Raw genomic sequence first — 24,451 nt, forward strand, 5'->3', positions numbered from 1 at the left:
GACGGCAGTGCTCACGTACGGTTGACGCATGACGAGCATCGGTGGTGCGGAGATGGTCGACTGGAATCTCGCGGTGGCGACCGCGACCCGGCTCGTACGGCCGGGCCCCGAGGTGAGCCGCGACGAGGCCAGGGCCGTCGTCGCGGAGCTGCGCCGGCACGCCAAGTCCTCGGAGGAACACGTCCGGGGCTTCACCCGTATGGGCACGGAGGAGACCCACAACACCCCGGTCCTCGTCGTCGACCGCCCGGGATGGATCCGGGCGAACGTCGCCGGGTTCCGGGAGATCCTCAAGCCGCTGCTCGACAAGATGCAGGAGCGGCGCGGCAGCACCCCCGGCGGAGCGGTCCTCGGCGCCGTCGGCGGCAAGGTCACCGGCGTGGAACTCGGCATGCTGCTGTCGTTCCTGGCCTCCCGGGTCCTCGGCCAGTACGAGACGTTCGCCCCGGCCACCCGCGAACTCCCGGCCGGCGCGAACGGCGGCGGCCGCCTCCTCCTCGTCGCCCCGAACATCGTGCACGTGGAGCGCGAACTCGACGTACAGCCCCACGACTTCCGCCTGTGGGTGACCCTGCACGAGGAGACGCACCGTACGCAGTTCACGGCCGTGCCCTGGCTGCGGGACCACCTGGAGGGTGAAATCCAGTCGTTCTTGGGGGAGACCGACGTCGACCCCATGACCGTCCTGGAACGCATCCGGGAGGCCGCGCAGTCGCTGGCCGGAGGCCGCCCCGAGGCCGAGGAGGACGACGGCGGACGGTCCTTCGTCGAGATCGTGCAGACCCCCGCCCAGCGCGAGATCCTCGGCCGCCTCACCGCCGTGATGTCGCTCCTGGAAGGCCACGCCGACTTCGTGATGGACGGAGTCGGTCCGGACGTCGTACCGACCGTCGCGGAGATCCGCGAGAAGTTCCAGCAGCGACGCGCGAGGGGCGCCTCCCGGCTGGACATGGCCCTGCGCAAGCTGCTGGGTCTGGATGCCAAACTGAGGCAGTACCGCGACGGCGAACGCTTCGTGCGGGCCGTCGTGGACCAGGTCGGCATAGACGGCTTCAACCGCGTGTGGACCTCCCCGAACACCCTCCCCACCAAGACGGAGATCGCCAAACCGGCGGACTGGATCGCGCGGGTGCACCGCAAGCCCGAGGCGTGAACCGCGCGGGACAGTCGTGAAACGAATTCGGCCGACGGCAGGCGAACGCCCCTTCAATCACCCGTCCGAGGGACCGTGAGCCCTGGGTAGGCGTGCAATGCTCGGGGAACGGCCCGGTTCTGTCACCATCTACACACTCTGAGTGACCGAGCTCGGGCTCACCCCCGAAAAACTTCATGAAGGGAACCGGACATGGGTCCCCATCCTGCGGTCGCGGCGATACGCCTGGCGGTCCGCCGCGTCCTCCACGACATCCTCACCGAACACAGCCGCACGACCTCCGACACCCCCGACACCTCGCACGAGCGTCCGCCCTCGCCGCTCGTGCTCGTGGCGTGCTCCGGCGGCGCCGACTCCATGGCCCTCGCCTCCGCCCTCGCCTTCGAAGCGCCCAAACTCGGCATCCGCGCCGGCGGCGTCACCGTCGACCACGGCCTGCAGCCCGGCTCCGACCTGCGCGCCGACGAAGTCGTCCTGCGCCTGCGCGAACTCGGCCTGGACCCCGTCGAGTCCGCCACCGTCACCGTCGGCCGCGAAGGCGGCCCGGAAGCAGCCGCGCGCGACGCCCGCTACGCCGCCCTCGACGCCGCGGCCGAACGCCACGGCGCCACCGCCGTTCTGCTCGGCCACACCCGCGACGACCAGGCCGAAACCGTCCTGCTCGGCCTCGCCCGCGGCTCCGGCATCCGCTCCCTGTCCGGAATGGCAGCTGTTTCCGGGGGGCCGGGGGCGGCCCGCCGTTACCGGCGCCCCTTCCTCCAGCTCGACCGGCAGACGGCCCGCAAGGCCTGCATGGCCCAGTCCCTGCCCGTCTGGGACGACCCCCACAACGCCGACCCGGCGTACACCCGGTCCCGGCTGCGCCACGAAGGCCTGCCCGCCCTGGAGAAGGCCCTCGGCAAGGGCGTCGTCGAAGCCCTCGCCCGGACGGCCCGGCTCTCCCGCGACGACGCCGACGCCCTCGACGCCTGGGCCGGCCAGGCCGAGGCCTCCGTACGCGACGCGGCCGGCCTCCTGGAGTGCGCCAAGCTCTACGCCCTGCCGCCCGCCGTACGCCGCCGCATCCTGCGCCGCGCGGCCATCGAGGCCGGCGCCCCGGCCGGTTCGCTGTTCGCCCGCCACATCGAGGAAGTCGACCGGCTGATCACCGGCTGGCGCGGCCAGGGGGCCATCAATCTCCCGGGCAAAGTCCTCGCCCAGCGGCAGGGTGGCAGACTGGTGATTCGGCAAGGCTGAAAACGGGCCCCCGGGGAGACACCGGACCTCCTCCCGGGAGCCGCCGGGTCTCCCCTCCGGGGAGACCGGACGGGCCGACGGCCGTAAGTGCGGGACGACCGAAAGTGATGCGGGTGGACGCGAAAGACATGGGTGCCGACCTCAAGCAGGTACTCATCACCAAGGAAGAGATCGACGCGAAGCTGGCCGAGCTGGCCGCGAAGATCGACGCGGAGTACGCGGGCAAGGACCTGCTCATCGTCGGCGTCCTCAAGGGCGCGGTGATGGTCATGGCCGACCTCGCCCGGGCGCTGTCCACCCCCGTCACCATGGACTGGATGGCGGTGTCCTCGTACGGCGCGGGCACCCAGTCCTCCGGTGTCGTGCGGATCCTCAAGGACCTCGACACCGACATCAAGGGCAAGCACGTCTTGATCGTCGAGGACATCATCGACTCCGGCCTGACCCTGTCCTGGCTGCTGTCCAACCTCGGCTCGCGCGAGCCGGAGTCGCTCAAGGTGTGCACCCTGCTGCGCAAGCCCGACGCCGCCAAGGTCGCCATCGACGTGGAGTGGGTCGGCTTCGACATCCCCAACGAGTTCGTCGTCGGCTACGGCCTCGACTACGCCGAGAAGTACCGCAACCTCCCGTTCGTCGGTACGCTCGCGCCCCACGTCTACGGCGGCTGACCCGAAGGGCCCGGTGCCCATGGGACGCTCGTAGGACGATCGGGAACCCTGGCGGGCCTCGCGCCGTTGGAGCATGCAGACGGGTTTGCCAGCCCGCCCGTGCGGCTCCGCGCGACAAAGCTGGGGTACCGTCAGAAGAACTGTCTTATCAAACTCACTATGGCAGGAGGGACGGGGCGGCACCGCTCCGTATGGATGGACGTGAAGCGATACTTCCGTGGGCCGGTCATGTGGATCGTGCTGGCCGTCCTTGCCGTGGTCGTGTTGATGCAGGTCGTCGGCTCGTCCGGCGGCTACAAGACGGTGGACACCGGCCAGGTCGTCCAGGCGATCAATGACAACAAGGTCGAATCAGCCAAGCTGACCACCGGCGACGAGTCGACCATCAAGGTCCAGCTCAAGGACGGCGAAAAGGTCGACGGCAGCTCGAAGATCCAGGCGAGCTACATCGGCGACCAGGGCGTGACCATCGCCGGCACGCTGCAGAACAAGTTCCAGGACAAGCAGATCCCCGACGGGTACACCGTCTCGCCGACGAAGCAGAACGCCTTCGTCAGCATCCTGCTGTCCCTGCTCCCCTTCGTCCTCATCGTGGTCGTCTTCCTGTTTCTGATGAATCAGATGCAGGGCGGCGGCGGCCGAGTCATGCAATTCGGCAAGTCCAAGGCGAAACTCATCACCAAGGACACCCCGAAGACGACGTTCTCCGACGTCGCCGGCTCGGACGAGGCGGTCGAGGAGCTCCACGAGATCAAGGAGTTCCTCCAGGAGCCGGCCAAGTTCCAGGCCGTCGGGGCGAAGATCCCCAAGGGCGTACTGCTGTACGGCCCGCCCGGCACCGGCAAGACCCTGCTCGCGCGCGCCGTCGCGGGCGAGGCCGGCGTCCCCTTCTACTCGATCTCCGGTTCCGACTTCGTCGAGATGTTCGTCGGTGTCGGTGCCTCCCGAGTCCGTGACCTGTTCGAGCAGGCCAAGGCGAACGCGCCGGCGATCGTCTTCGTCGACGAGATCGACGCGGTCGGCCGCCATCGCGGCGCCGGCCTCGGCGGTGGTCACGACGAGCGCGAGCAGACCCTGAACCAGCTGCTCGTCGAGATGGACGGCTTCGACGTCAAGGGCGGCGTGATCCTCATCGCCGCGACGAACCGGCCCGACATCCTCGACCCGGCCCTCCTGCGCCCCGGCCGCTTCGACCGCCAGATCGCGGTCGACCGCCCGGACATGCAGGGCCGTCTGGAGATCCTCAAGGTCCACCAGAAGGGCAAGCCGGTCGCTCCGGACGTCGACCTGTCGGCGGTCGCCCGCCGCACCCCGGGCTTCACCGGCGCGGACCTGAGCAACGTCCTCAACGAGGCCGCACTGCTCACCGCCCGCTCGGACAAGAAGCTGATCGACAACCACATGCTGGACGAGGCCATCGACCGCGTCGTGGCGGGCCCGCAGAAGCGGACCCGGATCATGTCGGACAAGGAAAAGAAGATCACCGCGTACCACGAGGGCGGCCACGCCCTGGTCGCGGCGGCCTCCCCGAACTCCGACCCGGTCCACAAGATCACGATCCTGTCGAGAGGCCGTGCCCTCGGCTACACGATGGTCCTGCCGGACGAGGACAAGTACTCGACCACGCGCAACGAAATGCTCGACCAGCTGGCCTACATGCTGGGCGGCCGCGCGGCCGAGGAGCTCGTCTTCCACGACCCGACCACGGGCGCTGCGAACGACATCGAGAAGGCCACGGCCACGGCCCGCTCGATGGTCACGCAGTACGGCATGACCGAGCGCCTGGGTGCGATCAAGTTCGGCGGCGACAACACCGAGCCCTTCCTCGGACGTGAGATGGCTCACCAGCGTGACTACTCCGAAGAGGTCGCCGCGCTGGTGGACGAGGAAGTCAAGAAGCTCATCGAGAACGCGCACAACGAGGCCTGGGAGATCCTGGTCGAGAACCGCGACGTCCTCGACAACCTGGTGCTCCAGCTGCTGGAGAAGGAGACGCTGGGCAAGGAGCAGATCGCCGAGATCTTCGCCCCCATCGTCAGGCGCCCGCCCAGGCCCGCCTGGACCGGCTCCTCCCGCCGTACGCCGTCCACCCGCCCGCCGGTGCTCTCCCCCAAGGAGCTCGCACTGACGAACGGTGCCAACGGCGCGACCCCGGCGATCACCACCGCCAAGTCGACGGCGACGGAGACCGCCCCGGTGGCCGAGCCGGCCCCCGAGGACCGCACCGACAGCTGACGCCGTCGGCCCCGGTGGCCCCACCAGGCCCGGAATGGATGCCGTGCCCCCCCAGGTTTTAGCCTGGGGGGCACGGCATTTTCAGGCCGTGTGACCCGCACAGGAACGAGGCACCACATGACCGACCCCGTGATGCTGGACGGCGAGGGCTCCATCGGCGAGTTCGACGAGAAGCGCGCCGAGAACGCCGTACGCGAACTGCTGATCGCGGTCGGCGAGGACCCGGACCGTGAGGGACTCAGGGAGACGCCGGCGCGGGTGGCGCGGGCGTACCGGGAGATCTTCGCGGGGTTGTGGCAGCAGCCCGAGGACGTGCTGACGACCACGTTCGACCTGGGGCACGACGAGATGGTGCTCGTGAAGGACATCGAGGTGTACAGCACTTGTGAGCATCATCTGGTGCCGTTCCGGGGCGTCGCCCATGTGGGATACATCCCGTCCACCACCGGCAAGATCACCGGCCTGTCCAAGCTGGCCCGTCTCGTGGACGTGTACGCCCGCCGTCCGCAGGTGCAGGAACGACTCACCACGCAGATCGCGGACTCCCTGATGGAGATCCTGGAGCCGCGCGGTGTGATCGTCGTCGTGGAGTGCGAGCACATGTGCATGTCGATGCGCGGCATCCGCAAGCCGGGCGCGAAGACCATAACGTCGGCGGTGCGGGGGCAGCTGCGGGACGCGGCGACGCGCAACGAGGCGATGAGCCTCATCATGGCCCGCTGAGGCCGCCGCTGCGGGCCGCCGCCTGGGCGACTCAGGCCGCCGGCGCGGCCCCCGCGCCGTTGTGTTCGTCGTCCTCCGGGAGCCGGCACACCCGCTCCAGGAAGATGGCCGCCACTATGACACCGATGCCGGCCAGGACCGAGAAGCCGGCGTAGATGGCCTGGTCGCGGCGGGCGGGGATGTCGAGGGACTCCAGCAGGAAGACGCCGGTGCCGCCGTACATACCGGAGACCAGGGCGGCCACCAGGGCGCTGGCCTGGCCGAAGACCACCGCGCGGGCGGCCATCAGGGGGTCGACGCCCTTGGCGCCGGGGCGGCGCTCGCGCTGGGCCCTGAGGCGGGCGCGGATCGAGAGCGCCGTGGCCAGAAGGACCACGGCGATCAGGGCCAGGACGACGGGGGCGGCCAGGGGGACGCTGGGGAGGGTTCCGACGGAGTTCCAGAGGCGGGCGCCCGCCCAGGACAGGATGCCGGCGACGGCGAAGACGCCGGCCAGCACCCTGATGTGCAGCTCTCTCACGGTGTCCCTTCAGCTCCCTGGACGGCTTCTGCTCCGTGCGGTCATCCACGTGGTGGTCGTCCGGCCCGGCCGTCCCTGCGGTCGTCTTGACCTTAACGACTATTCGGGCAGCTGGAGTTCCAGGTCCTTGCGCGGCGTGACGCCCTCGCGGGTGACGGCGTCCAGGAGGCCGGCGACGGTGCCGCGGCCGGGCAACTGGGCCTCGGGTTCCACGTCGTACCAGGGGGCGAGGACGAAGGCGCGTTCGTGGGCGCGCGGGTGGGGGAGGGTGAGCTGCGGGTCGTCCGAGATGACGTCGGCGTACGCGACGATGTCGACGTCGAGGGTGCGCGCGCCCCAGCGCTCGTCCCGTACCCGGTGGAATGCCTCCTCGACGGCATGTGCCCGCTCCAGGAGGGAGGTCGGGGGGAGCGTCGTCTTGAGGACGACGACCGCGTTGAAGTACGAGGGCTGGCTGCCGGGCTCGACGCCCCACGGCTCCGTCTCGTAGACAGGGGACACGGCCTTGACGCGGACGCCCGGGGTGTCCTCCAAGGCGTCGATGGCGCCCTGCAAGGTCTCCAGGCGGTTGCCGAGGTTGGCGCCGAGGGAGAGCACGGCCCGTTTCGGGTTGTGGAGGGTGGTGTCGGCGGCGTCGACCTTCTCGACGACGGAGGCGGGTACCGGCTGTACGGTCGGGTCGCTGTGACCCTCGGTGAAGGACGCGGTCATGCTCGGCTCCGGGTGATGGTGACGGTCACGTCGTCGAAGGGGACCGTGATCGGCGCGTCGGGCTTGTGGACGCAGACCTCGACCTCCTGGACCCCCTCGTGCTTCAGACAGGCCTGGGCGATGCGCTCGGCGAGCGTCTCGATGAGGTCGACGGGCTCACCCTCGACGACGGCCACGACCTCCTCCGCCACGATGCCGTAGTGCACGGTCTTCGCCAGGTCGTCGTCGGCGGCGGCCGGCCGGGTGTCCAGGCCCAGGACGAGGTCCACGACGAAGGTCTGGCCCTCCTCGCGCTCCTTGGGGAACACACCGTGGTGCCCGCGGGCCTTCAGGCCGCGCAGCGCGACACGATCCACGCGAATCACTCCTGCAATCGTCGGTGACGGCCGGTTCGTGCCGCGTGTGGGCGGCACACCGGCCTCGAACGAATCTACCTGCGGGCACTGACAGGACCGGGCCACGGGGGCGTGGGCCCGTGCCGGGACCAGGAGGATTCATCGCGTGTTTCCCCTGGGGAACCCGGCGGCTCACGGGTTGGTAGCCGCCCCTACCCAGGGGTGCGTGATTCCAACCACTCTTGGTTCCGGCGGGCGGTCCTCCGAGTGGTCCCGGTGGGGCGCCTACCCACTCACGAGGGTGTGTCGTCGCTCTCGGCCTCGTCGTTTTCGGCCAGAACGGGGGAGGCGTGATGGGACCACATCTTCCAGCCCTCGGGCGTGCGGCGGAACACGTTGGTGGCGACCACCAGCTGGCCGACGAGCGGGCCGAGTTCCTCGCCGCCCTCGGGTGCGGGGCCGCCGCTGAGGATGTTCTCGGTGCAGGTCACCAGGGCGGTGTCGCCGGTGACCGAGACATGTACGTCGGTGAGGAAGAACTGGATGTAGTCGGTGTTCGCCATGATCAGCGCATACGACCTGAGGACCTCGCCGCGGCCGGTGAGCACGGGCCAGCCGGGGTGCACGCAGGAGACCACGCCGGTGTCCGCCGGGTCGTGGTACGTCTCGTCGACGCCCAGGTCGGACGGGGTGAGCCAGAGCGAGGACAGCGCCTCGAAGTCGCCGCGCTCCATGGCCTCGTAGAAGGCGGTGTTGGCGGCTTCCACCTGCTCGACGTCGGTGTGGGGGGCGCTCACCGGGCTCCTTCTGCGCCGGGGGCGGGTGGCGCGTCTTCGGGGGAGGGGGCGCTTTCGGGGGACGAGTGGGCGCTCTCGTGGGTGTGTGCGCTGGGCTTGGGCTCTGGTGATTGCGCCGGGCGCGGGGTGTCCGTGCAGGGCGTGCGCTGTGTTGTCTGCGCCTGCTGCGGAGTGTCTGCGCTGGGGGCGTGGTCGCTCGTCTGCGCCATGGGCGAGTTGTCTCCGCCTGGCGTGTGGGTTGTGGGCTGCGCCCTGCGCGGGTTGTCCCCGCCTGGCGTGTGTGTCGTGGGCTGCGTCCTGCGCGGGTTGTCTCCGCCTGGCGTGTGGGTTGTGGGCTGCGCTCCGCGCGGGTTGTCCCCGCCTGGCGTGTGTGTCGTGGGCTGCGTCCTGCGCGGGTTGTCCCCGCCTGGCGTGTGTGTCGTGGCCGGCGCCCCCCGTGTGGCTTCCGCACCCGGCGTGTGTGTCGTGGGATGCGCCCCGCGCGAGTTGCCCGCGCCCGGCGCGACCGTTGTGGCCGGCGCTCCGTGTGTGGCTTCCGTACCCGGCGTGATCGTTATGGCCTGCACCCCGCGTGCGGCTTTCGCGCTCGGCGCCTGTTCTGACCTGCGCGCCATGCCTGCGATGTCCGAGCCTGGCGCGTTCTCCGCCGTACGCGCTCCCTCGATCGCGTGCGCCACCCGCACCGCGTCCGCCGTGGCGCGCACCTCGTGCACGCGCACCGCCCATGCGCCGGCGTGCGCCGCGAGCGCGGAGACGGCGGCCGTGGCCGCGTCGCGCTCGCGGGCGGGCGGTGGGGCGGACTCCGGTCCGGCGAGGACGCGGCCGAGGAAGCGCTTTCGGGAGGCGGCGACGAGCAGCGGGTGTCCGAGGCCGAGGAGGCGGTCGAGGTGGGCGATGAGGGTGAGGTCGTGCTCGGCGTCCTTGGAGAAGCCGAGGCCGGGGTCGACGACGACGCGCTCGGGTGCGATACCGCCCTCCAGGACGGCCTCCACGCGTGCGTGGAGCTCGTCGGCGACTTCGGCGACGACGTCGGCGTAGACGCCCCGGATGTTGCCGCCCTCCAGGAAGCCGCGCCAGTGCATGACGATGAAGGGGGCACCGGCGTCGGCGACGACCGGGACCATCGCGGGGTCGGCGAGGCCGCCGCTGACGTCGTTGACGAGGGCGGCGCCGGCGGCGAGGGCCTGTTCGGCGACGGAGGCGCGCATGGTGTCGACGGAGACGACGACGCCCTCGGAGGCGAGGCCGCGGACGACGGGGATGACGCGCTTGAGTTCCTCGGCCCCGTCGACGCGGGTGGCGCCGGGACGGGTGGACTCGCCGCCGACATCGACCAGGTCGGCGCCCTCGGTGACCAGCTCGAGGCCGTGCTTCACGGCGGCCGTCGTGTCGAACCAGCGGCCGCCGTCGGAGAAGGAGTCGGGGGTCACGTTGACGACTCCCATGACCGCGCAGCGGTCCCATTCCGGAAGGCCGGCGACGCGTCCGCGTCCGCTCTGCTTGCTCATACGTTCAGCGTAGGCCCAGGGCGGTACCGCGAGGTCGTGCGGCCCGGGCGGAAGCCCCCGGGCCGGAGGGGGCGGGGCTTCCGCCCGGGCCTGTCCGTGGCCGTCCCGGGCCGGTCTCGCGGGCGTACATGTCCCGCGGGGTCGTTACGCCGCGCGGACGTCCCGCTGTTCCGCGACCGCGTGGGCGCAGGGGCGCGGGACCGCCGGGCGGCGGCGCAGGAGGCGGGGCATGGCCAGGCTGACGAAGCCCTCCGCCTGCATGGCGGCGAAGCCGATGCGGGGCAGGTCGGCGGAGGCGCGGTAGACGACGAAACGCGGCTCCCAGCGGGGCCGGAACTTCGCGTTGAACTTGTACAGCGACTCGATCTGGAACCACCGGGACAGGAACACCAGCAGTTCGCGCCAGGCGCGCAGCACCGGGCCCGCGCCGATCTTCTCGCCGCGAGCAAGCGCCGAGCGGAACATGGCGAAGTTGAGCGACACGCGCGCGATACCGAGCCTCGGCGCCGCCTGCAGTGCCGCGACGATGAGCAGATCGTTCATGCCGGGGCCGGCCGAGCGGTCGCGGCGCATCAGGTCCAGGGAGACGCCGTCGGTGCCCCACGGCACGAAGTGGAGGATGGCCTTCAAGTCGCCGTACGGACCCGGCTGGTCGTCTGCCTTGTGGGCGGTGGCGATGAGGCAGTTGCCGTCGGAGGGGTCTCCGATGCGACCCAGGGCCATGGAGAAGCCGCGTTCGGTGTCGGTGCCGCGCCAGTCGTCGGCGGCGCGGCGGATGCGGTCCAGCTCGGCGTCGCCGAGGTCACGGACACGTCGTACCCGGGTCTCGTAACCGGCGCGCTCGATGCGCTTGACCATCTGGCGCACATTGCGCATCGCGCGGCCGGCGAGCGAGAAATCCGGGACCTCCACCACCGCCTCGTCGCCCAGTTCGAGGGCGTCGAGGCCGGTCTCACGGGCCCAGACCTCGCCGCCGGTCTCGGAGCAGCCCATGACGGCGGGGGTCCAGGAGTGGGCGCGGGCCTCGTCCATGAACCGCTCGATGGCGCCGGGCCAGGCCTCGACGTCGCCGATCGGGTCGCCGCTGGCGAGCATCACGCCGGAGACGACGCGGTACGTCACGGCGGCCTTGCCGCTGGGGGAGAAGACGACGGCCTTGTCGCGGCGCAGGGCGAAGTGGCCGAGGGAGTCACGGCCGCCGTGCTTCTCCAGCAGGGCGCGCAGCCGGACCTCGTCGTCCTCGGTGAGGCGTGCGGCCGGGTGTTCGGGGCGGAAGGCCAGGTAGATGGTGGTGACGGCGGTGAGCAGGCCGAGGGCGCCAAGGGAGAAGGCGACCGTCCACGAAGTGGCGCCCTGGTAGTCGACCGGACCCTCGAAGCCGAACAGGCCGTAGATGACGTGCGTAATGCGATCGGCCAGGCTCGGGTCGCCCAACAGGGTCTTCGGGTGGACGCTGACGATGATCAGCCCGAGAGCGAGGGAACCGGCGCCCATGAGGACGAAGTTGGCCAGCGCACGCCACCGGCTGCGCGGGTCGGGCAGGGCCGCGAACTGGTCGCGATGGCGCAGCAGCGGCGCGAGCAGCGCGAGCGAGATGAGCACGCCCACCAGTGAGTGGCGGTACGTGAACTGCGCCACCGCGCCGGCCGGCAGCAGGACGACGGCGGCCCGCCAGGCACGGCGCTTGCCGCGCCGGAGGCCGTGGGCGAGCAGCAGCAACAGCACTCCGGCGCTGAGCGAGAGCGCGGCCGCGAACGGACCCATCGCGCCCGGCAGCACCTCGGCGACGGCATGCATACGGCTGTGCCGGAAGCGCGGGAAGACGCCCGCGGCGATGTCCAGCAGGCCCACGAGGGCGCACGCCTTGCCGACGAGAACGGGAACCGCCTCCGGGCGCGGGCCGCGGAGCAGGTGCCGTACCCGGCTCGATCGTTTCGGAATCCCGCCCGACATTTCCTCATCTGTCCTGACAGACATCGCATCCCATAGTTCTGCGAGAGACCTTGGATCCGGTGCCGATTGGGGCATCCGGCGACATTGCGCCCTCTAGGACGGTGTCTCGGGGGGAGAGGTTCACTCGCTTCCCCAAAGCCGTTTCAAAGGCCAGGGAAAGTCCGTGCCGGCGTTGGCGGTCCTGTCCGCCGTCCCGCTGTTCGTCGGCACTTTGTGGCTGTGGCCACGGCTGGCGCGCAACCAGGCCTTCGGGTTCCACGCGAGCTGGGCCGACCTGTTCGGGCAGGAGAACGGCCAGGGCGTCATCGGCGACTCCACGGGCGGCTACTGCGTGCTGAAGCTCGGCATGCACCACCCCGAGGTGTACGCCGCCGGCCGGTCAAGCACATGCCCGCGCCGGACACTTCACTGCTCGTCAGCAGCAGCAAAGTTGGAGAATCCAACTACGAGGACACGCTGAAGTTCATAGAGCGCGTGAAGGCCACGAAGCTGACCCGGATCTCGTCGATCATCCTCGAAAGCGGCGGGCACAACTTCAACACCTGGCGGCGCGAGATTCCGGGGACGCTGCAGTGGATGAGCGGGCGGTTGAGCGACCGGTGAGGGCGGTCCAGTGGTGGTTCTCGCCGAATTCGGTGGCCGGTCCGATTCCTGATGCCGTGTGAACGCAGTGGGATGGCTGTGTTTTTACGGGGCGGGGCACCACGATTCGCCTACGCGCGGTAAGTTTCTGGCCATGCCACGTGGACGCCACCGCCATTCCCCGCCCTTGCACAGGCTGCTGCCCCCGTCGGCGATCGCAGGCGTCTCCGCCGTCTGCGCGCTCGCCCCCTGGGTGTTCTCGGAGCCGACGGTGCTCCGCGGTCTGGCCGCCGTCGCCGCGGTCACGGCGGTCGGCGGTGCGGTCGTCATGCGCCGGTGGGACACCCAGGCGGGCAAACAGGTCGCCGATCTCACGCGCGCGCGTGCGAGCGACGAGTGGCGGCACGAGGAGCGGGTCGCCGAACTGGAGACCGACCTCGAGGAGTCGCGCGAGCTGCGCGGCAAGCTGGAGCAGCGGCTGCGGGCCAAGCGCGCGGAGCTGGCGGGGCTGCGCAACGAGCACGCCGCGCTGCTGCGCCGGTACGCCACGGCGGAGACCGAGCGCGCGAGTGTCCTGGAGAGCCGCCGCGTGCTCGAGATAGAGGCGGCGACCCCCACGCGCGCGTTGCCGCCGGTTCCGGTCGCGGCGGACGTTTCCGAGGCGGAGGCGGGGGCTGTGGCTGCCCCGGCCAGGACGGAGACGGCGGACACCGAGGCCGCCGAGGAGACGGCGGAGGCTCCCGTGATCTTCTCGCCGGAGGGTTCCCAGCTGTTCCTGCGGGCGAAGGCGGCGCTGGCACGTTTCGACGAGAACGGCGCCCCGGAGGGGGGCGACTTCCCGAACGGTGACGACTTCCCCAACGGCGACGGCTCCCCGAAGAGGGACGACTCCCCGAAGGGCGACGACTCCCCGAAGGGGGACGGCCCGGCGAAGAACAACGAGCCCGCGAAGAACAACGAGCCCGCGAAGAACAACGAGCCCGCGAAGAGCGACAGCCCGTCCAACGACGAGCCGGTGAAGGTCGCTTCGGCCGCCGTCGAGGCGGGTGCTCCCGGAGGCTCCGGAACGGAGCCCGCGCAGGAGGACGAGGCGCAGGGGAAGCCCGAGGCGGCCGACGGGCACGAGCGCGCGGCCGCCGCAACCACCACGACGGCCCAGCCGGCCGCCCAGCAGCCCTCGGGTCACTTCATAGCGCCGACCGCGGTGGCCGTCGTACCGGCGACTCCCGTACGGCGTCCCGCGGTCGAGGGCGACTTCGACTTCTTCGGCACGAAGCAGGGGGCGGCCCCGGCCGCCCTGGAGGCCGTCCAGAACGAGGACCTCGCGGACGTCGTCGGCCAGGAGGCCCTCGCCCTCCACAAGGCGGAGGCCGAGGCGGAGTTCAAGCCGGCCGACGAGGAGTCCCGCGGCATCGGCCAGGTCATCGACCTGACGGCACACGACGAGACGGAACAGATCGACCTACAGGGGCTGCGGAGCGCGGTTTCCTGACAGACCCTGCGGGCGACGCCGGGCAGCCCCCGAACGGACGTCAGGCCATCCAGCGATCCGGCCGCGCGTCCCGCCGCCCCGTCCGTGACCTCTCCGCCTGCTCCCGCAGCAGCTCCGCCGCCTCCTCCGCGTCCCGCAGACGCGCTGTCACGGTCTTGTCGGCCCCCGTGTCCACATGCACCTCGGCAAGCCGCCACACGCGCTCCCAGGGCCCCTGGACCAGTCGTACGCTCTGCACCTTCGCGTGCGGCACGAGCGCCACGCTCCGGCGCAGCAGCCCCTGCCGCGCGGCGAACACCGCGTCGGTGGCGACGAATCCGTACCCCCGCCACCACACCGGCACGCACCACTTCGCCCGCCGCGGCACACCCGACAGCGACGCGCGCGGCGGGACGGTCACGCCGGGCAGCACGCGCGCGACGACCGATTCGGCGACCTCGCGCGGGGCGACCGGTATGAGCACCGAGTTGGACGACCCGGCGACGTCCAGCTCGACCCGCACCCATCCGCGCCGCCGCCACAGCAGCGGCTCCACGATCCGTACGGTCTGCACGCGCCCCGGCGGCACCGTCTCGTGCGTACGGTCCAGCAGCCCGTGGTCGATGCGCAGCCCGTCCGGCGACTCGCCGACCGTCCAGTCGTACTCGCCGACGAACCGCCCCACACTGCTCGCGCCCGCCGCGCCGAGCAGCGGGACGGCGGTGGCGAGGACCGTCCACGCGCTCTCGGTGGCCAGCCACAGCACCGGCGGTACGACGAGCGCGGCGGCCAGCGTGCCCCAGGTCGCGCCGGTCAGCACGAGCGAGACGGCGAGCACGCCGGCCGGCACGCGCAGCAGCTCGCGGGAGGGCGCCTCACCGACCTCGTGCGCCGTCTCGGGGGCGAATCCGGCGGCGCGCGCGAGGAGTTCCGCGCGCAGCGCTCGCGCCTCGTCCGCCCCCAGGAAGGAGAGTTCGTCCTTCTTGTCGGTGCCGACGACGTCGAGTTTCAGCTTCGCGACGCCCGCCACGCGCGCGAGGAGCGGCTGGGTGACGTCGATGGCCTGGATCCGTTCGAGCCGGATGTGCGCGCTGCGCCGGAACACCAGGCCGGTACGGATGCGCAGTTCGGTGTCGGTCACCGCGAAGTGTGTGAACCACCAGGTCAGAAAGCCGTAGAGGGCGGCGGCCGGGACGACGACGGCGAGCGTGATCAGCAGTGTCGTGGTCGTCAGCCGGGTCAGCTGGCGCTGTGCCTGGTCGGGGTCGTGCACGGCCCACCCGATGACCACGGCGACCGGCGCCCACGCCCGCCTCAGCGGTGTCACGGGGTGCAGCCGTCGCTCGGTGACGGGCCGCTGCTCCCGTATGGCGTCGCCGACGCCCGGTGTGGTCACAGTCCCGCCGATCGTGCCTCGCCCAGCTCGGTGAGCCGGTCGCGCAGCCGTTCCGCCTCGGCCGGGTGCAGGCCTGGAATGGTCGCGTCGGTCGCCGCGGCGGCGGTGTGGAGCTGCACGCTGGCCAGGCCGAAGCGCCGCTCGACGGGCCCGGAGGTGACCTCGACGAGCTGCATCCGCCCGTACGGCACGACGGTCTCCTCGCGCCACAGCACGCCTCGGCTGATCAGTAGGTCGTCGGCGCGCTCGGCGTACCGCCAGGAGCGCCAGTTGCGCCCGATCATCACCCAGCCCCATGCCATCAGCGCCAGCGGCAGCAGTGCGAAGGCGGCCCAGCCGGGCCCGGCGAGCATGCCGAGCAGCAGCCCGAGTCCCACGGCCAGCAGCCCCAGCCACACCACCAGCAACAGCCGTCGCATCCGCAGCAGTCCCGGCGGCAGCCCGATCCAGACCGGTTCGGCCCGCATTGTCCCTACGTTTTCCGGACTCCCCGTCTCCATGGGCCCAGCGTACGTAGGAGAGACTGTGTCCATGACTCCTACGACGGAGACCATGGTCGGTATCGGCGGCGCCGCGGAGAGCACCGACATGGTGCTCAACATCGGGCCCCAGCACCCGTCCACGCACGGTGTGCTGCGCCTCAGGCTCGTCCTGGACGGCGAGCGCATCACGCACGCGGAGCCGGTGATCGGCTACATGCACCGGGGCGCCGAGAAGCTCTTCGAGGCGCGCGACTACCGCCAGATCATCATGCTCGCCAACCGCCACGACTGGCTGTCGGCGTTCTCCAACGAGCTGGGCGTGGTCCTCGCCGTGGAGCGCATGCTCGGCATGGAGGTCCCCCCGCGCGCGGTGTGGACGCGCACGCTCCTCGCGGAGCTCAACCGGGTGCTCAACCACCTGATGTTCCTGGGGTCGTACCCGCTGGAGCTGGGCGGGATCACCCCGATCTTCTACGCCTTCACGGAGCGCGAGGAACTCCAGCACGTCATGGAGGAGGTCTCCGGCGGGCGCATGCACTACATGTTCAACCGCGTCGGCGGCCTCAAGGAGGACCTGCCCGCCGGCTGGACCGCACGCGCGCGTGCCTCCGTCGCCGCCCTGCGCTCCCGTATGGACCGGTTCGACGGCCTGGTGCTCGGCAACGAGATCTTCCGGGGGCGCACCCGGGACGTGGGCGTCCTCGCGCCGGAGACCGTGCACGCGTACGGCGTGAGCGGGCCGATCGCGCGCGCCTCCGGCGTGGACTTCGACCTGCGCCGCGACGAGCCCTACCTGGCGTACGGCGAGCTCCAGGACACGCTCAAGGTCGTCACCCGGCGGGAGGGCGACTGTCTCGCCCGCTTCGAGTGCCTCCTGGAGCAGACCCACAACTCCCTCGACCTCGCCGACGCCTGCCTCGACCGCCTCGCCGACCTGCCGCCCGGCCCGATCAACCAGCGGCTCCCCAAGGTCCTCAAGGCGCCCGAGGGCCACACGTACGCGTGGACCGAGAATCCGCTCGGCATCAACGGCTACTACCTCGTCAGCAAGGGCGAGAAGACCCCGTACCGTCTGAAGCTGCGCTCGGCCTCGTACAACAACATCCAGGCGCTCACGGAACTGCTGCCGGGGACGCTGGTCGCGGACATGGTGGCGATTCTGGGGTCGCTGTTCTTCGTGGTCGGGGACATCGACAAGTAAGCCGTCGGGCCGACAGAGCCGTCAGGCCGAACGGTCGTCGAGTGGGTCCGGAATTCCAACCGGCTGAAGCAGCCAGCCGAAGTCCCCGAGCCCGCCCGCCGCGGTGAGCTCGGCGGCCTCGCCGGCGCTCGCGAGGGCGCGTACGTACTCCGCGGGGCGCGTGGATGCCAGCGCGAGCGGGGGGCGTGCGCCTGTGAGGCCCAGGGCGCGCAGGGCGTCGCGTTGTGGCAGCAGGCGTGCGCCGGGGAGCATGCGCGGCGCGTACTCCGCGTGCGCGGCGCATGCGTCCAGGGCGACGTGCGCCGTCAGGTCGCACGACCCGTCCGGCACGGGCGTCGTCTCGCGCCCCTCCCGGAAGCCGGTGAGCGTCCCGAAGGGCGGCCGCGCGTGCGCCGTGTGCGCGTAGTCCACGGCGACCGCGAGCCCCCGGTCGACCGTCGCGACCGCGGACGCCCAGGCCTCGTCCCTCGGCAGCCCGATCTCCGCGCGCAGCCCCTCCTCGGTCGGCAGCGGCCACCACCGCGCGAGCCACTGGGCCTGCGCGCCGCCGACCGGCGCCCCGAGCCGCTCGGTGCCGTCCTCCCGTACGAGAACGAGGCGCGGTACGCCCGCCGTGTCCACCTCGGCGACGTCCACGGGCACGTTGTCCAGCCACTCGTTGGCGAACAGCAGCCCGGTGAGCCCCTGTGGCGGCTCGGCCCGCCACTCGATCCGGCGATCGAGGCCGGCGGGGCGGTCGGCGATCTCGACGGCGTACCCGCGCGCGCGGGCGGCCACGTCGGCGGGCAGCGCGGCGAGGACCCCGGTGACCAGTTCGCCCCGTCCCGCCGCCATGTCGACGAAGCCGAGCGAGGCGGGCCGGCCCAGGGCCTCGTCGACCCGGCACAGCAGCCGGGCCACGGCCGCGGCGAAGAGCGGCGACGCGTGGACGGACGTACGGAAGTGCCCGGCCGGTCCCTCGGGCCGGCGATAGAAGCCGTCCGGACCGTAGAGGGCGGATTCCGCCGCCGCCCGCCAACCGCGCCACTCGCCCGCCGTCCCCGCTGTCACCGGCCCAGGCTATGCGCACAGGGGAAGGCAGCCTCCACCTTGGGGAGTACGTGCGCCTCCTGCGGATCGGCCCTCCGGTTGACCCCCGCACGCATCAGGCTTCCCTACGCTGGGTTACGTGCAGCGCCTCTATGACTTCCTCCGCAGGCACCCGACCGGGGTCGACACCTTCTGGGCCGTCTTCCTCCTCGGGATCTCGCTGGTTGGCATCACGGTGCCCGACGAGGGGCGGGGCACCGGGTCCGAGGCCGTCATCGTCCCCGTCGTGCTCCTGCTGTGCCTGGTCGTCGCGCTGCGGCGGCGCATGCCGGAGAAGATGCTGCTGCTGGCCGGCGCGCTGGGCGTCGCGCAGCTGGTGCTGGACGTCGCGCCCACGCCCGCCAACTTCGCCATGCTGGTGATCACCTACACCGTGGCCGCGACCGGGGCCCGCTGGGCCTCCCGGCTGGCGCTGGCCGTCGGCCTGTGTGCGGCGCCCCTGGCGCAGCTGCGCTGGCCGGAGAACGAGTCGAGCGTCCTCGGCACCATCGCACTCATGATCTTCACTACGGTGCCGTTCGCCCTGGCCTGGGTGCTCGGCGACTCGATCCGCACCCGCCGCGCCTACTTCGCACAGCTGGAGGAGCGCGCGACCCGGCTCGAGAAGGAGCGCGAGGCGCAGGCGAAGGTCGCGGTCGCCGCCGAGCGTGCCCGGATCGCCCGCGAGTTGCATGACGTCGTGGCGCACAACGTCTCGGTGATGGTGGTGCAGGCCGACGGTGCCGCCTACGTCCTGGACTCCGCGCCCGACCAGGCGAAGAAGGCCCTGGAGACCATCTCCTCCACGGGCCGCCAGGCCCTCGCCGAGATGCGCCGCCTGCTCGGCGTACTGCGCACCGGCGAGCACCAGGAGGGCGGCGAGTACGTTCCGCAGCCCGACGTCGAGCAGATCGACGACCTCGTCCAGCAGTGCCGCAGCTCCGGCCTGCCGGTCGATTTCAAGGTCGAGGGCACCCCGCGTCCGCTGCCCAGCGGCGTCGAGCTCACGGCGTACCGCATCGTGCAGGAGGCGCTCACCAACACCCGCAAGCACGGCGGGCCGAACGCGGGCGCGAGTGTCCGCCTGGTCTACTTCGACGACGGCCTCGGCCTGCTGGTGGAGGACGACGGCAAGGGCGCCCCGCACGAGCTGTACGAGGAGGGCGGTGCCGACGGCCGGGGCCACGGACTGATCGGGATGCGCGAGCGGGTCGGTATGGTCGGCGGCACCCTGGACGCGGGACCGCGGCCCGGCGGAGGATTCCGCATCAGTGCCCTGCTGCCGCTCAAACCAGCGCACTGACGCCGACGCACGCCCCCTGTTGACACCTGTAACGCCCCCCTGAGACGGACACGAAAGAGGACCCGATGACGATCCGCGTGATGCTCGTCGACGACCAGGTGCTGCTGCGCACCGGGTTCCGGATGGTGCTCGCCGCCCAGCCGGACATGGAGGTCGTCGCGGAGGCGGGCGACGGCGTCGAGGCCCTTCAGGTGCTGCGCGAGACCCCTGTCGACGTGGTGCTGATGGACGTCCGTATGCCGAAGCTCGACGGTGTGGAGACCACCCGGCGCATCTGCTCGGAGCCCGACCCGCCGAAGGTGCTGATCCTGACCACCTTCGACCTCGACGAGTACGCCTTCTCCGGGCTGAAGGCGGGCGCCTCCGGCTTCATGCTCAAGGACGTGCCGCCCGGCGAACTCCTCGCCGCCATTCGCGCCGTGCACAGCGGTGACGCGGTGGTGGCGCCCTCGACCACGCGCCGGCTGCTCGACCGGTTCGCGCCGATGCTGCCGTCCGCCGGCAAGGAGCCCCAGCACAAGGAGCTGGAGCGGCTCACCGACCGCGAGCGCGAGGTCATGGTGCTGGTCGCCCAGGGGCTGTCCAACGGCGAGATCGCGGCCCGGCTGGTGCTGTCCGAGGCGACGGTGAAGACCCATGTGGGCCGCATCCTGACCAAGGTGGGGCTCAGGGACCGGGTGCAGGTGGTCGTCCTGGCGTACGAGACGGGGCTGGTGCGGGCGGGCGGGCACGGCTGACGGGCCGTCACCGGGCTGTCCCTCGCGGGGCTACCGCAATATCCCTCCAGGGAGTCGCTGCCCAGCCGGGCCACCACCGTCACGTCCAGCTGGTGCAGGACGTACCGACCGGCGGCGGCGCGTGGTGAGCAGGCCCGCCTTCTTCAGCACGCCCAGATGCCGGGATATCTCCGGAGCCGTCATGCCGTGCACCTGGGCGAGCTCGCTGGTGGTGTACGCGCTGCGGGCCAGATGGCGGCACATGCGCATACGGACGGGGTGGGAGAGCGCGGTCATGCGCAGGGCGAGCTGCTCGACGGAGGGCGGGGCCGCGAGCTCGGGCGAACCGACCGGGAAGTGCAGCGCCGGCTGCCAGCCGTACCGGTGCAGGACGCTCAGATGCGGCCGGCCCGGCTGGTCGGGATGAGCAGCAGGCCGCCGTCCTCCGTGGCCGAACGGCCGCTGCCCAGCTTGTCGACCGTGATCCGCGCGGCACCCTCGTCGAGCGTCACCGCCGGGGACACCGCGGCCAGCGCCTCGGCCAGGCCCTTGCGGCGCAGGAGATCGGACTTGTGACGGGCGTCCGCCGCGAGCTGGTGGCGCAGCCGGGACCAGGTCTCCGCGAAGAACGCCTCGTCGCAGTCCTGAAGGAACTGCCGCAGCCAGGCCCGGATCCGGGGCGGGTCGGACAGCAGCCGCTCACTGAACCGCACCTGCCGCGGCCCGCGCGAGGCGGCCAGCTCCAGCGCGCGCCGGCGCACCTCGGCGTCGGAGAGCGCGTTGGGGACGTGCGAGCAGTAGGGCAGCGCGCACGTGAACTCCAGGGCCGCGTCCACGAACTGCTCGTCCGTCAGCTTGTCCAGCAGATCCAGGTCCTCGGCGAGCGTGGCGCCCGGCAGGGTGGTCCGGCCCGCGATGCCGGCGAACCGCATGAACAGGTCCGAGAACGTCGTCCGCCACAGGAAGTCGGCCTCGCACATCCGGTCGGCCAGGTGCGAGTCCAGCCGGGCGGTCACGCCTGTCACCCAGCCCTGCAGGCCCGGATGGTGCCCCGGTTCGGACAGTGCGTGCAGCGCCATGCCGAGCTCGGCCAGGGGCGAGGGCACGACGGCGACCCGCCACCGTCGCAGCCCCGCGATGTCGATGCTCACGCTCATGGGGCCGGTCCGGCGGACGGGCGCGCCTGGCCCCGCGTCTGCGACCTGATGGACAGGCCTAGGACCTGTCTCGGAAGTGGCGCCTGCCGGACGCCGTGGGTGCTGTGCGGGACTTTCGAAACACCCCCTAGTTCACGCTGTCGAGCTTGGCGCGCTGCTCCGAGGTCAGGTCGAGGTCGACGGCGGCCAGGCTGTCGTCGAGCTGTTCGACCGAGGACGCGCCGACCAGGGGCAGGATCGGGATGTCGCCGCCGATCAGCCAGGACAGGACGACTTGGTTGACGCTCGTGCCGGTCTCCTCGGCCACCTCGCGCACCGCCTGGAGGCGGGTGGGTGTGCCCGCGTGCTCGAAGCCCGGGCCCAGCGGCTTGTCGTCGCGCACGTACGCCCCGCTCAGCAGCGGAGAGTAGGCGACCTGGGCGAGGGACGGGTTGGCCCGTACGTAGCTGAGCAGGTCCGCGCTGACCAGGCCCTGGTTGCCGTCGGGCGAGCGCAGGCTGGGGATGTCGGTGCGCTGGCGCAGGTAGCTGTGGTGGTGCTGGAGGACCTCGTAGCCGGGCAGTCCGGCGGCCTTGGCGAGGTTGCGGGCGGCCTCCACCCGCCAGGCCCAGTGGTTGCTCGCGCCGAGCAGGCCGGCGACGCCGTCGGCCACGACCTCGGCGAAGCCGGTGACGGTCTCCTCCAGGGGGGTCTTCTCGTCCTGGATGTGCGCGTACAGGAGATGGATGCGCTCGATGCCGAGCCGTTCTCTGCTGCGTTCGGCGGATTCCCGGATCGTTTTGGCCGAAAGTCCCTCGACGTCGCGGCTGAAACCGGTCGCCGGGGCGTTCGGGCGGGCGCCGAGTTTTGTGGCGATGGTGATCTCGTCGCCGATGCCCCGGCTGCGGATCCAGCGGCCGAGCAGTTCCTCGCTTTCCCCGCCCTGCGTTCCGTTGACCCAGAACGCGTAGTTGTTGGACGTGTCGATGAAGGTGCCGCCCGCCTCGACGAAACGGTCGAGAATGGCGAAGGACGTCGCTTCGTCGGTCACCGTCCCGAAGAGCATGGAACCGAGGCTCAGAACACTCACCTCGCGGCGGGTGGCCGGGTTGCTGCCGATGACGCGGTATTTCATGCGGGGTCCTCTTCAGGGCTTCGGGACTTCATGAGACGGAGGCCGGAATCGTTAATTCCGGGTGAACAGTTCATGCTCGCCTGTTGTGTCGAGAGCCGTGGCGATGGTCTCCACAATGGCATCGATATGCGGTACGAGAAAGAAGTGGCCTCCGTCGAGTACATGGAGACGGAACCCCTCCGTCGTGTGGTCGGCCCAGGCCTGTGCCATGGGGGCGTCGACGCGCGGGTCGACGTCCCCGATGAACGCGGTGACGGGACAGTCGAGCGGGGGCACACCCCGGTAGCGGTAGGTCTCCGTGGCGACGTAGTCGCTGCGCACCGCGGGCAGGATCGCCGCGAGCAGCTCGGGGTTGTCCAGCATCCGGGGGTCGGTGCCGCCCAGGAGCTTCATGTCGGCGATCAGCTTCTCGTCGCTCGCCAGGTGCACCGAGCCGGGCGCGGGCACCGAGGGGGCACGCCGGCCGGACACGAACAGGGCGCTCGGGCGAGCCCCGGCGGCGTGCAGCCGGCTGCCCACCTCGAAGGCGAGGGTGGCCCCCATGCTGTGCCCGAACAGGGCGAACGGCTCCTCGGCCCACTCGGTGAGTTCGGCGGCGACGGTGTCGGCCAGCTCGTGCAGGTCCTCGACGCAGGGCTCGTGGAACCGCTCCTGGCGCCCCGGGTACTGCACGACCAGCACCTCGGCCCGCGGCGCGAGCCGGGCCGAGAACGGGTGGAAGAACGAGGCGTTGCCGCCGGCGTGCGGGAAGACGAACAGCCGTACCGCACCGGGTTCGGCGGTGTGGAAGCGGCGCAGCCACCGGCTGGACGGGGCGCTGCCGGCCCTTGCCCCGGTCACCCGGCCTGGCCCGCGCCGCTGCGCGGCCGGGCGGTGATGGGCACGTGCTTCCAGCCGGAGACGAAGTTCGAGGCGAGGCGTTCCGGCTTGCCGGCCGGCTGGAAGTCCTCGAAACGGGTGAGGAGTTCCTCGAACAGGATGCGCAGGGTGACCCGGGCCACGCTGTGCCCGACGCAGTAGTGCGGGCCGATGCCGAAGGCCACGTGCTTGTTGGGCCTGCGGCGGATGTCGAAGGTCCGTGCGTCGGGGAAGACGGCCTCGTCGCGGTTGGCCGATCCGAGCCAGACGACCACCGCGTCACCCGCGCTGACCTTGGTGTTCCTGACCTCCACGTCCCTGGTCGCGTAGCGCAGGAAGTGGTTGACGGGCGAGGCCCAGCGCAGTGCCTCCTCGGTGGCCGAGGTGGTGAGTTCCGGGTGCGCGGCCCAGTCCTCGAGGATGCCCTTGCCGATGAACTCCGCCATCACGTAGTTGGGGGAGTGCGGGGTGGTGACGTTGGCGCCGAGCAGCAGGCTGTAGCAGTTCGCCACGATCTCGCCGGGGTCCATGCGGCGGCCCTCGAACTCGGTGGAGATCAGCACGCTGAGCAGGTCGTCGCCGAGGTTGGCGCGGCGGAAGCGCATCAGGTCCTGGAAGTACGCGAAGAGGTCGCGGTGGGCCCGCGCCAGGGTGGCCGCCTTGCCGCCCGGGTCCTGGTATTCGGGGTCGTCCGCGGCGATGCAGATGGTCGTCAGCCGGCTGAGCCAGGGCCAGTCCGTCTCGGGCAGACCCATCATCGTGCCGGTCACGGACATCGGCATCGCCAGCATCGCCTCGGCGAAGTCGAACACACCGCCGTCGCCCAGCGGGGCGATCAGGTCGACGACCAGCGCTCTGATCATGTCCTTCTGCCGCTCCACGGCCTTCACCGCGAGGGCCTTTTTCAGGCGTGTCTGCATTTCGGTGTGGCGCGGCGGGTCGGTGACGGCGATCTGCTTGCCGCCGGCCGGGTCGTCGGTGCCGAGGAGGTCGAGCATGGTGCCGCGCTCCGAGGTGAAGGTCCCGGTGTCGCGTAGGACGCGCTCGGCGTCGTCGAATCCGACGATGTTCCAGAAGCCGCGTCTTTCGTCGACTTCCTGGCGTGTCAGGGTCTCCTGGGCCCGCATCCACCGCCATACGGCGTGTGCGTCGCCGCCGCTGTACAGCCAGGGGTCGACCAGATCGGTTGCCGCCCCCTGGTGCACGGGACATCCGGAAGTCGCTGCGTCGGGTGTGGCGGCGTCATGGACTTTCAAGGCGGTTG

General features: G+C 71.2%; 20 protein-coding genes and 3 pseudogenes. 10 read left to right on the forward strand and 13 right to left on the reverse strand.

What is annotated here, in order from left to right; translation table 11 throughout:
* The first annotated feature begins 28 nt into the window (after window positions 1–28).
* From AQJ91_RS31140 to folE, 5 genes are all read left to right on the forward strand, one after another.
* Entirely contained in the window at window positions 29–1,153 is a 1,125-nt protein-coding gene (locus tag AQJ91_RS31140) for a zinc-dependent metalloprotease (protein ID WP_067028159.1), read from the forward strand.
* 192 nt (window positions 1,154–1,345) lie between these two features.
* Entirely contained in the window at window positions 1,346–2,389 is a 1,044-nt protein-coding gene (tilS, locus tag AQJ91_RS31145; RefSeq protein WP_067028160.1) for a tRNA lysidine(34) synthetase TilS, read from the forward strand.
* A gap of 107 nt (window positions 2,390–2,496) precedes the next feature.
* Complete coding sequence (gene hpt / locus AQJ91_RS31150) at window positions 2,497–3,057, forward strand: hypoxanthine phosphoribosyltransferase (protein WP_067028163.1); 561 nt, start codon at window positions 2,497–2,499, stop codon at window positions 3,055–3,057.
* Between the two features lie 195 nt (window positions 3,058–3,252).
* Window positions 3,253–5,292 carry an ATP-dependent zinc metalloprotease FtsH gene (gene ftsH, locus AQJ91_RS31155; protein ID WP_067028164.1) on the forward strand — a complete coding sequence of 680 codons (2,040 nt, stop codon included), beginning with the start codon at window positions 3,253–3,255 and terminating at the stop codon, window positions 5,290–5,292.
* A gap of 117 nt (window positions 5,293–5,409) precedes the next feature.
* On the forward strand, window positions 5,410–6,015 hold the full coding sequence (gene folE, locus AQJ91_RS31160) for a GTP cyclohydrolase I FolE (RefSeq protein ID WP_067028166.1): 606 nt from the start codon (window positions 5,410–5,412) through the stop codon (window positions 6,013–6,015).
* Window positions 6,016–6,046: 31 nt separating this feature from the next.
* On the opposite strand, the gene AQJ91_RS31165 is transcribed toward folE, so the two are convergent.
* From AQJ91_RS31165 to AQJ91_RS31190, 6 genes and pseudogenes are all read right to left on the reverse strand, one after another.
* Entirely contained in the window at window positions 6,047–6,535 is a 489-nt protein-coding gene (locus AQJ91_RS31165) for a DUF3180 domain-containing protein (RefSeq protein ID WP_067028167.1), read from the reverse strand.
* Between the two features lie 99 nt (window positions 6,536–6,634).
* On the reverse strand, window positions 6,635–7,246 hold the full coding sequence (gene folK / locus AQJ91_RS31170; protein WP_067028169.1) for a 2-amino-4-hydroxy-6-hydroxymethyldihydropteridine diphosphokinase: 612 nt from the start codon (window positions 7,244–7,246) through the stop codon (window positions 6,635–6,637).
* On the reverse strand, window positions 7,243–7,602 hold the full coding sequence (folB, locus tag AQJ91_RS31175) for a dihydroneopterin aldolase (RefSeq protein ID WP_067028171.1): 360 nt from the start codon (window positions 7,600–7,602) through the stop codon (window positions 7,243–7,245). The genes folK and folB overlap by 4 nt, the downstream gene beginning before the upstream one ends.
* 272 nt (window positions 7,603–7,874) lie before the next feature.
* On the reverse strand, window positions 7,875–8,378 hold the full coding sequence (locus AQJ91_RS31180; protein WP_067028173.1) for a nuclear transport factor 2 family protein: 504 nt from the start codon (window positions 8,376–8,378) through the stop codon (window positions 7,875–7,877).
* Between the two features lie 643 nt (window positions 8,379–9,021).
* Window positions 9,022–9,886: pseudogene (gene folP / locus AQJ91_RS31185) on the reverse strand (dihydropteroate synthase); the annotation flags it as partial.
* 144 nt (window positions 9,887–10,030) lie between these two features.
* A complete protein-coding gene (locus AQJ91_RS31190; protein WP_067028175.1) occupies window positions 10,031–11,839 on the reverse strand; it encodes a phosphatidylglycerol lysyltransferase domain-containing protein in 1,809 nt (602 codons plus the stop codon).
* A gap of 298 nt (window positions 11,840–12,137) precedes the next feature.
* On the opposite strand from AQJ91_RS31190, the pseudogene AQJ91_RS31195 reads away from it, so the two are divergent.
* Window positions 12,138–12,442 (forward strand): annotated as a pseudogene (locus AQJ91_RS31195) (esterase); the annotation flags it as partial.
* A gap of 133 nt (window positions 12,443–12,575) precedes the next feature.
* A complete protein-coding gene (locus AQJ91_RS31200) occupies window positions 12,576–13,913 on the forward strand; it encodes a hypothetical protein (RefSeq protein ID WP_199848066.1) in 1,338 nt (445 codons plus the stop codon).
* Window positions 13,914–13,953: 40 nt separating this feature from the next.
* Here AQJ91_RS31200 and AQJ91_RS31205 read toward each other — a convergent pair whose 3' ends face one another.
* Both AQJ91_RS31205 and AQJ91_RS31210 read right to left on the reverse strand, forming a co-directional pair.
* Window positions 13,954–15,288, reverse strand: a complete 1,335-nt coding sequence (locus AQJ91_RS31205) for a PH domain-containing protein (RefSeq protein WP_067028181.1) — start codon at window positions 15,286–15,288, stop codon at window positions 13,954–13,956.
* Window positions 15,285–15,788, reverse strand: coding sequence for a PH domain-containing protein (locus AQJ91_RS31210; protein WP_067028183.1), 504 nt, complete (start codon window positions 15,786–15,788; stop codon window positions 15,285–15,287). The genes AQJ91_RS31205 and AQJ91_RS31210 overlap by 4 nt, the downstream gene beginning before the upstream one ends.
* A 31-nt stretch (window positions 15,789–15,819) precedes the next feature.
* Between AQJ91_RS31210 and AQJ91_RS31215 the strand changes: the two genes are divergently transcribed.
* A complete protein-coding gene (locus AQJ91_RS31215; protein WP_067028185.1) occupies window positions 15,820–16,971 on the forward strand; it encodes an NADH-quinone oxidoreductase subunit D in 1,152 nt (383 codons plus the stop codon).
* Window positions 16,972–16,992: 21 nt separating this feature from the next.
* On the opposite strand, the gene AQJ91_RS31220 is transcribed toward AQJ91_RS31215, so the two are convergent.
* Window positions 16,993–18,021, reverse strand: a complete 1,029-nt coding sequence (locus AQJ91_RS31220; RefSeq protein WP_067028186.1) for an SAM-dependent methyltransferase — start codon at window positions 18,019–18,021, stop codon at window positions 16,993–16,995.
* Window positions 18,022–18,139: 118 nt separating this feature from the next.
* On the opposite strand from AQJ91_RS31220, the gene AQJ91_RS31225 reads away from it, so the two are divergent.
* Together AQJ91_RS31225 and AQJ91_RS31230 are read left to right on the forward strand one after the other, a co-directional pair.
* The gene (locus AQJ91_RS31225; RefSeq protein ID WP_067028188.1) at window positions 18,140–19,342 is read left to right on the forward strand and encodes a sensor histidine kinase; all 1,203 of its coding nucleotides are present in this window, start codon (window positions 18,140–18,142) and stop codon (window positions 19,340–19,342) included.
* A 65-nt stretch (window positions 19,343–19,407) separates the two neighbouring features.
* Entirely contained in the window at window positions 19,408–20,079 is a 672-nt protein-coding gene (locus AQJ91_RS31230) for a response regulator transcription factor (RefSeq protein ID WP_067028299.1), read from the forward strand.
* 41 nt (window positions 20,080–20,120) lie between these two features.
* Here AQJ91_RS31230 and AQJ91_RS31235 read toward each other — a convergent pair.
* The 4 genes and pseudogenes from AQJ91_RS31235 to AQJ91_RS31250 all read right to left on the reverse strand — a co-directional run.
* Window positions 20,121–21,215, reverse strand: a pseudogene (locus AQJ91_RS31235) (DUF5937 family protein); the annotation flags it as partial.
* A gap of 127 nt (window positions 21,216–21,342) precedes the next feature.
* A complete protein-coding gene (locus tag AQJ91_RS31240) occupies window positions 21,343–22,329 on the reverse strand; it encodes an aldo/keto reductase (RefSeq protein WP_067028190.1) in 987 nt (328 codons plus the stop codon).
* 51 nt (window positions 22,330–22,380) lie between these two features.
* A complete protein-coding gene (locus tag AQJ91_RS31245) occupies window positions 22,381–23,169 on the reverse strand; it encodes a thioesterase II family protein (protein ID WP_067028192.1) in 789 nt (262 codons plus the stop codon).
* Window positions 23,166–24,443, reverse strand: coding sequence for a cytochrome P450 (locus AQJ91_RS31250; protein WP_234383103.1), 1,278 nt, complete (start codon window positions 24,441–24,443; stop codon window positions 23,166–23,168). The genes AQJ91_RS31245 and AQJ91_RS31250 overlap by 4 nt, the downstream gene beginning before the upstream one ends.
* Window positions 24,444–24,451 lie beyond the last annotated feature (8 nt).

Origin of the sequence: Streptomyces dysideae, from assembly GCF_001514305.1 — a bacterium.
Taxonomy (GTDB): Bacteria; Actinomycetota; Actinomycetes; order Streptomycetales; family Streptomycetaceae; genus Streptomyces; species Streptomyces dysideae.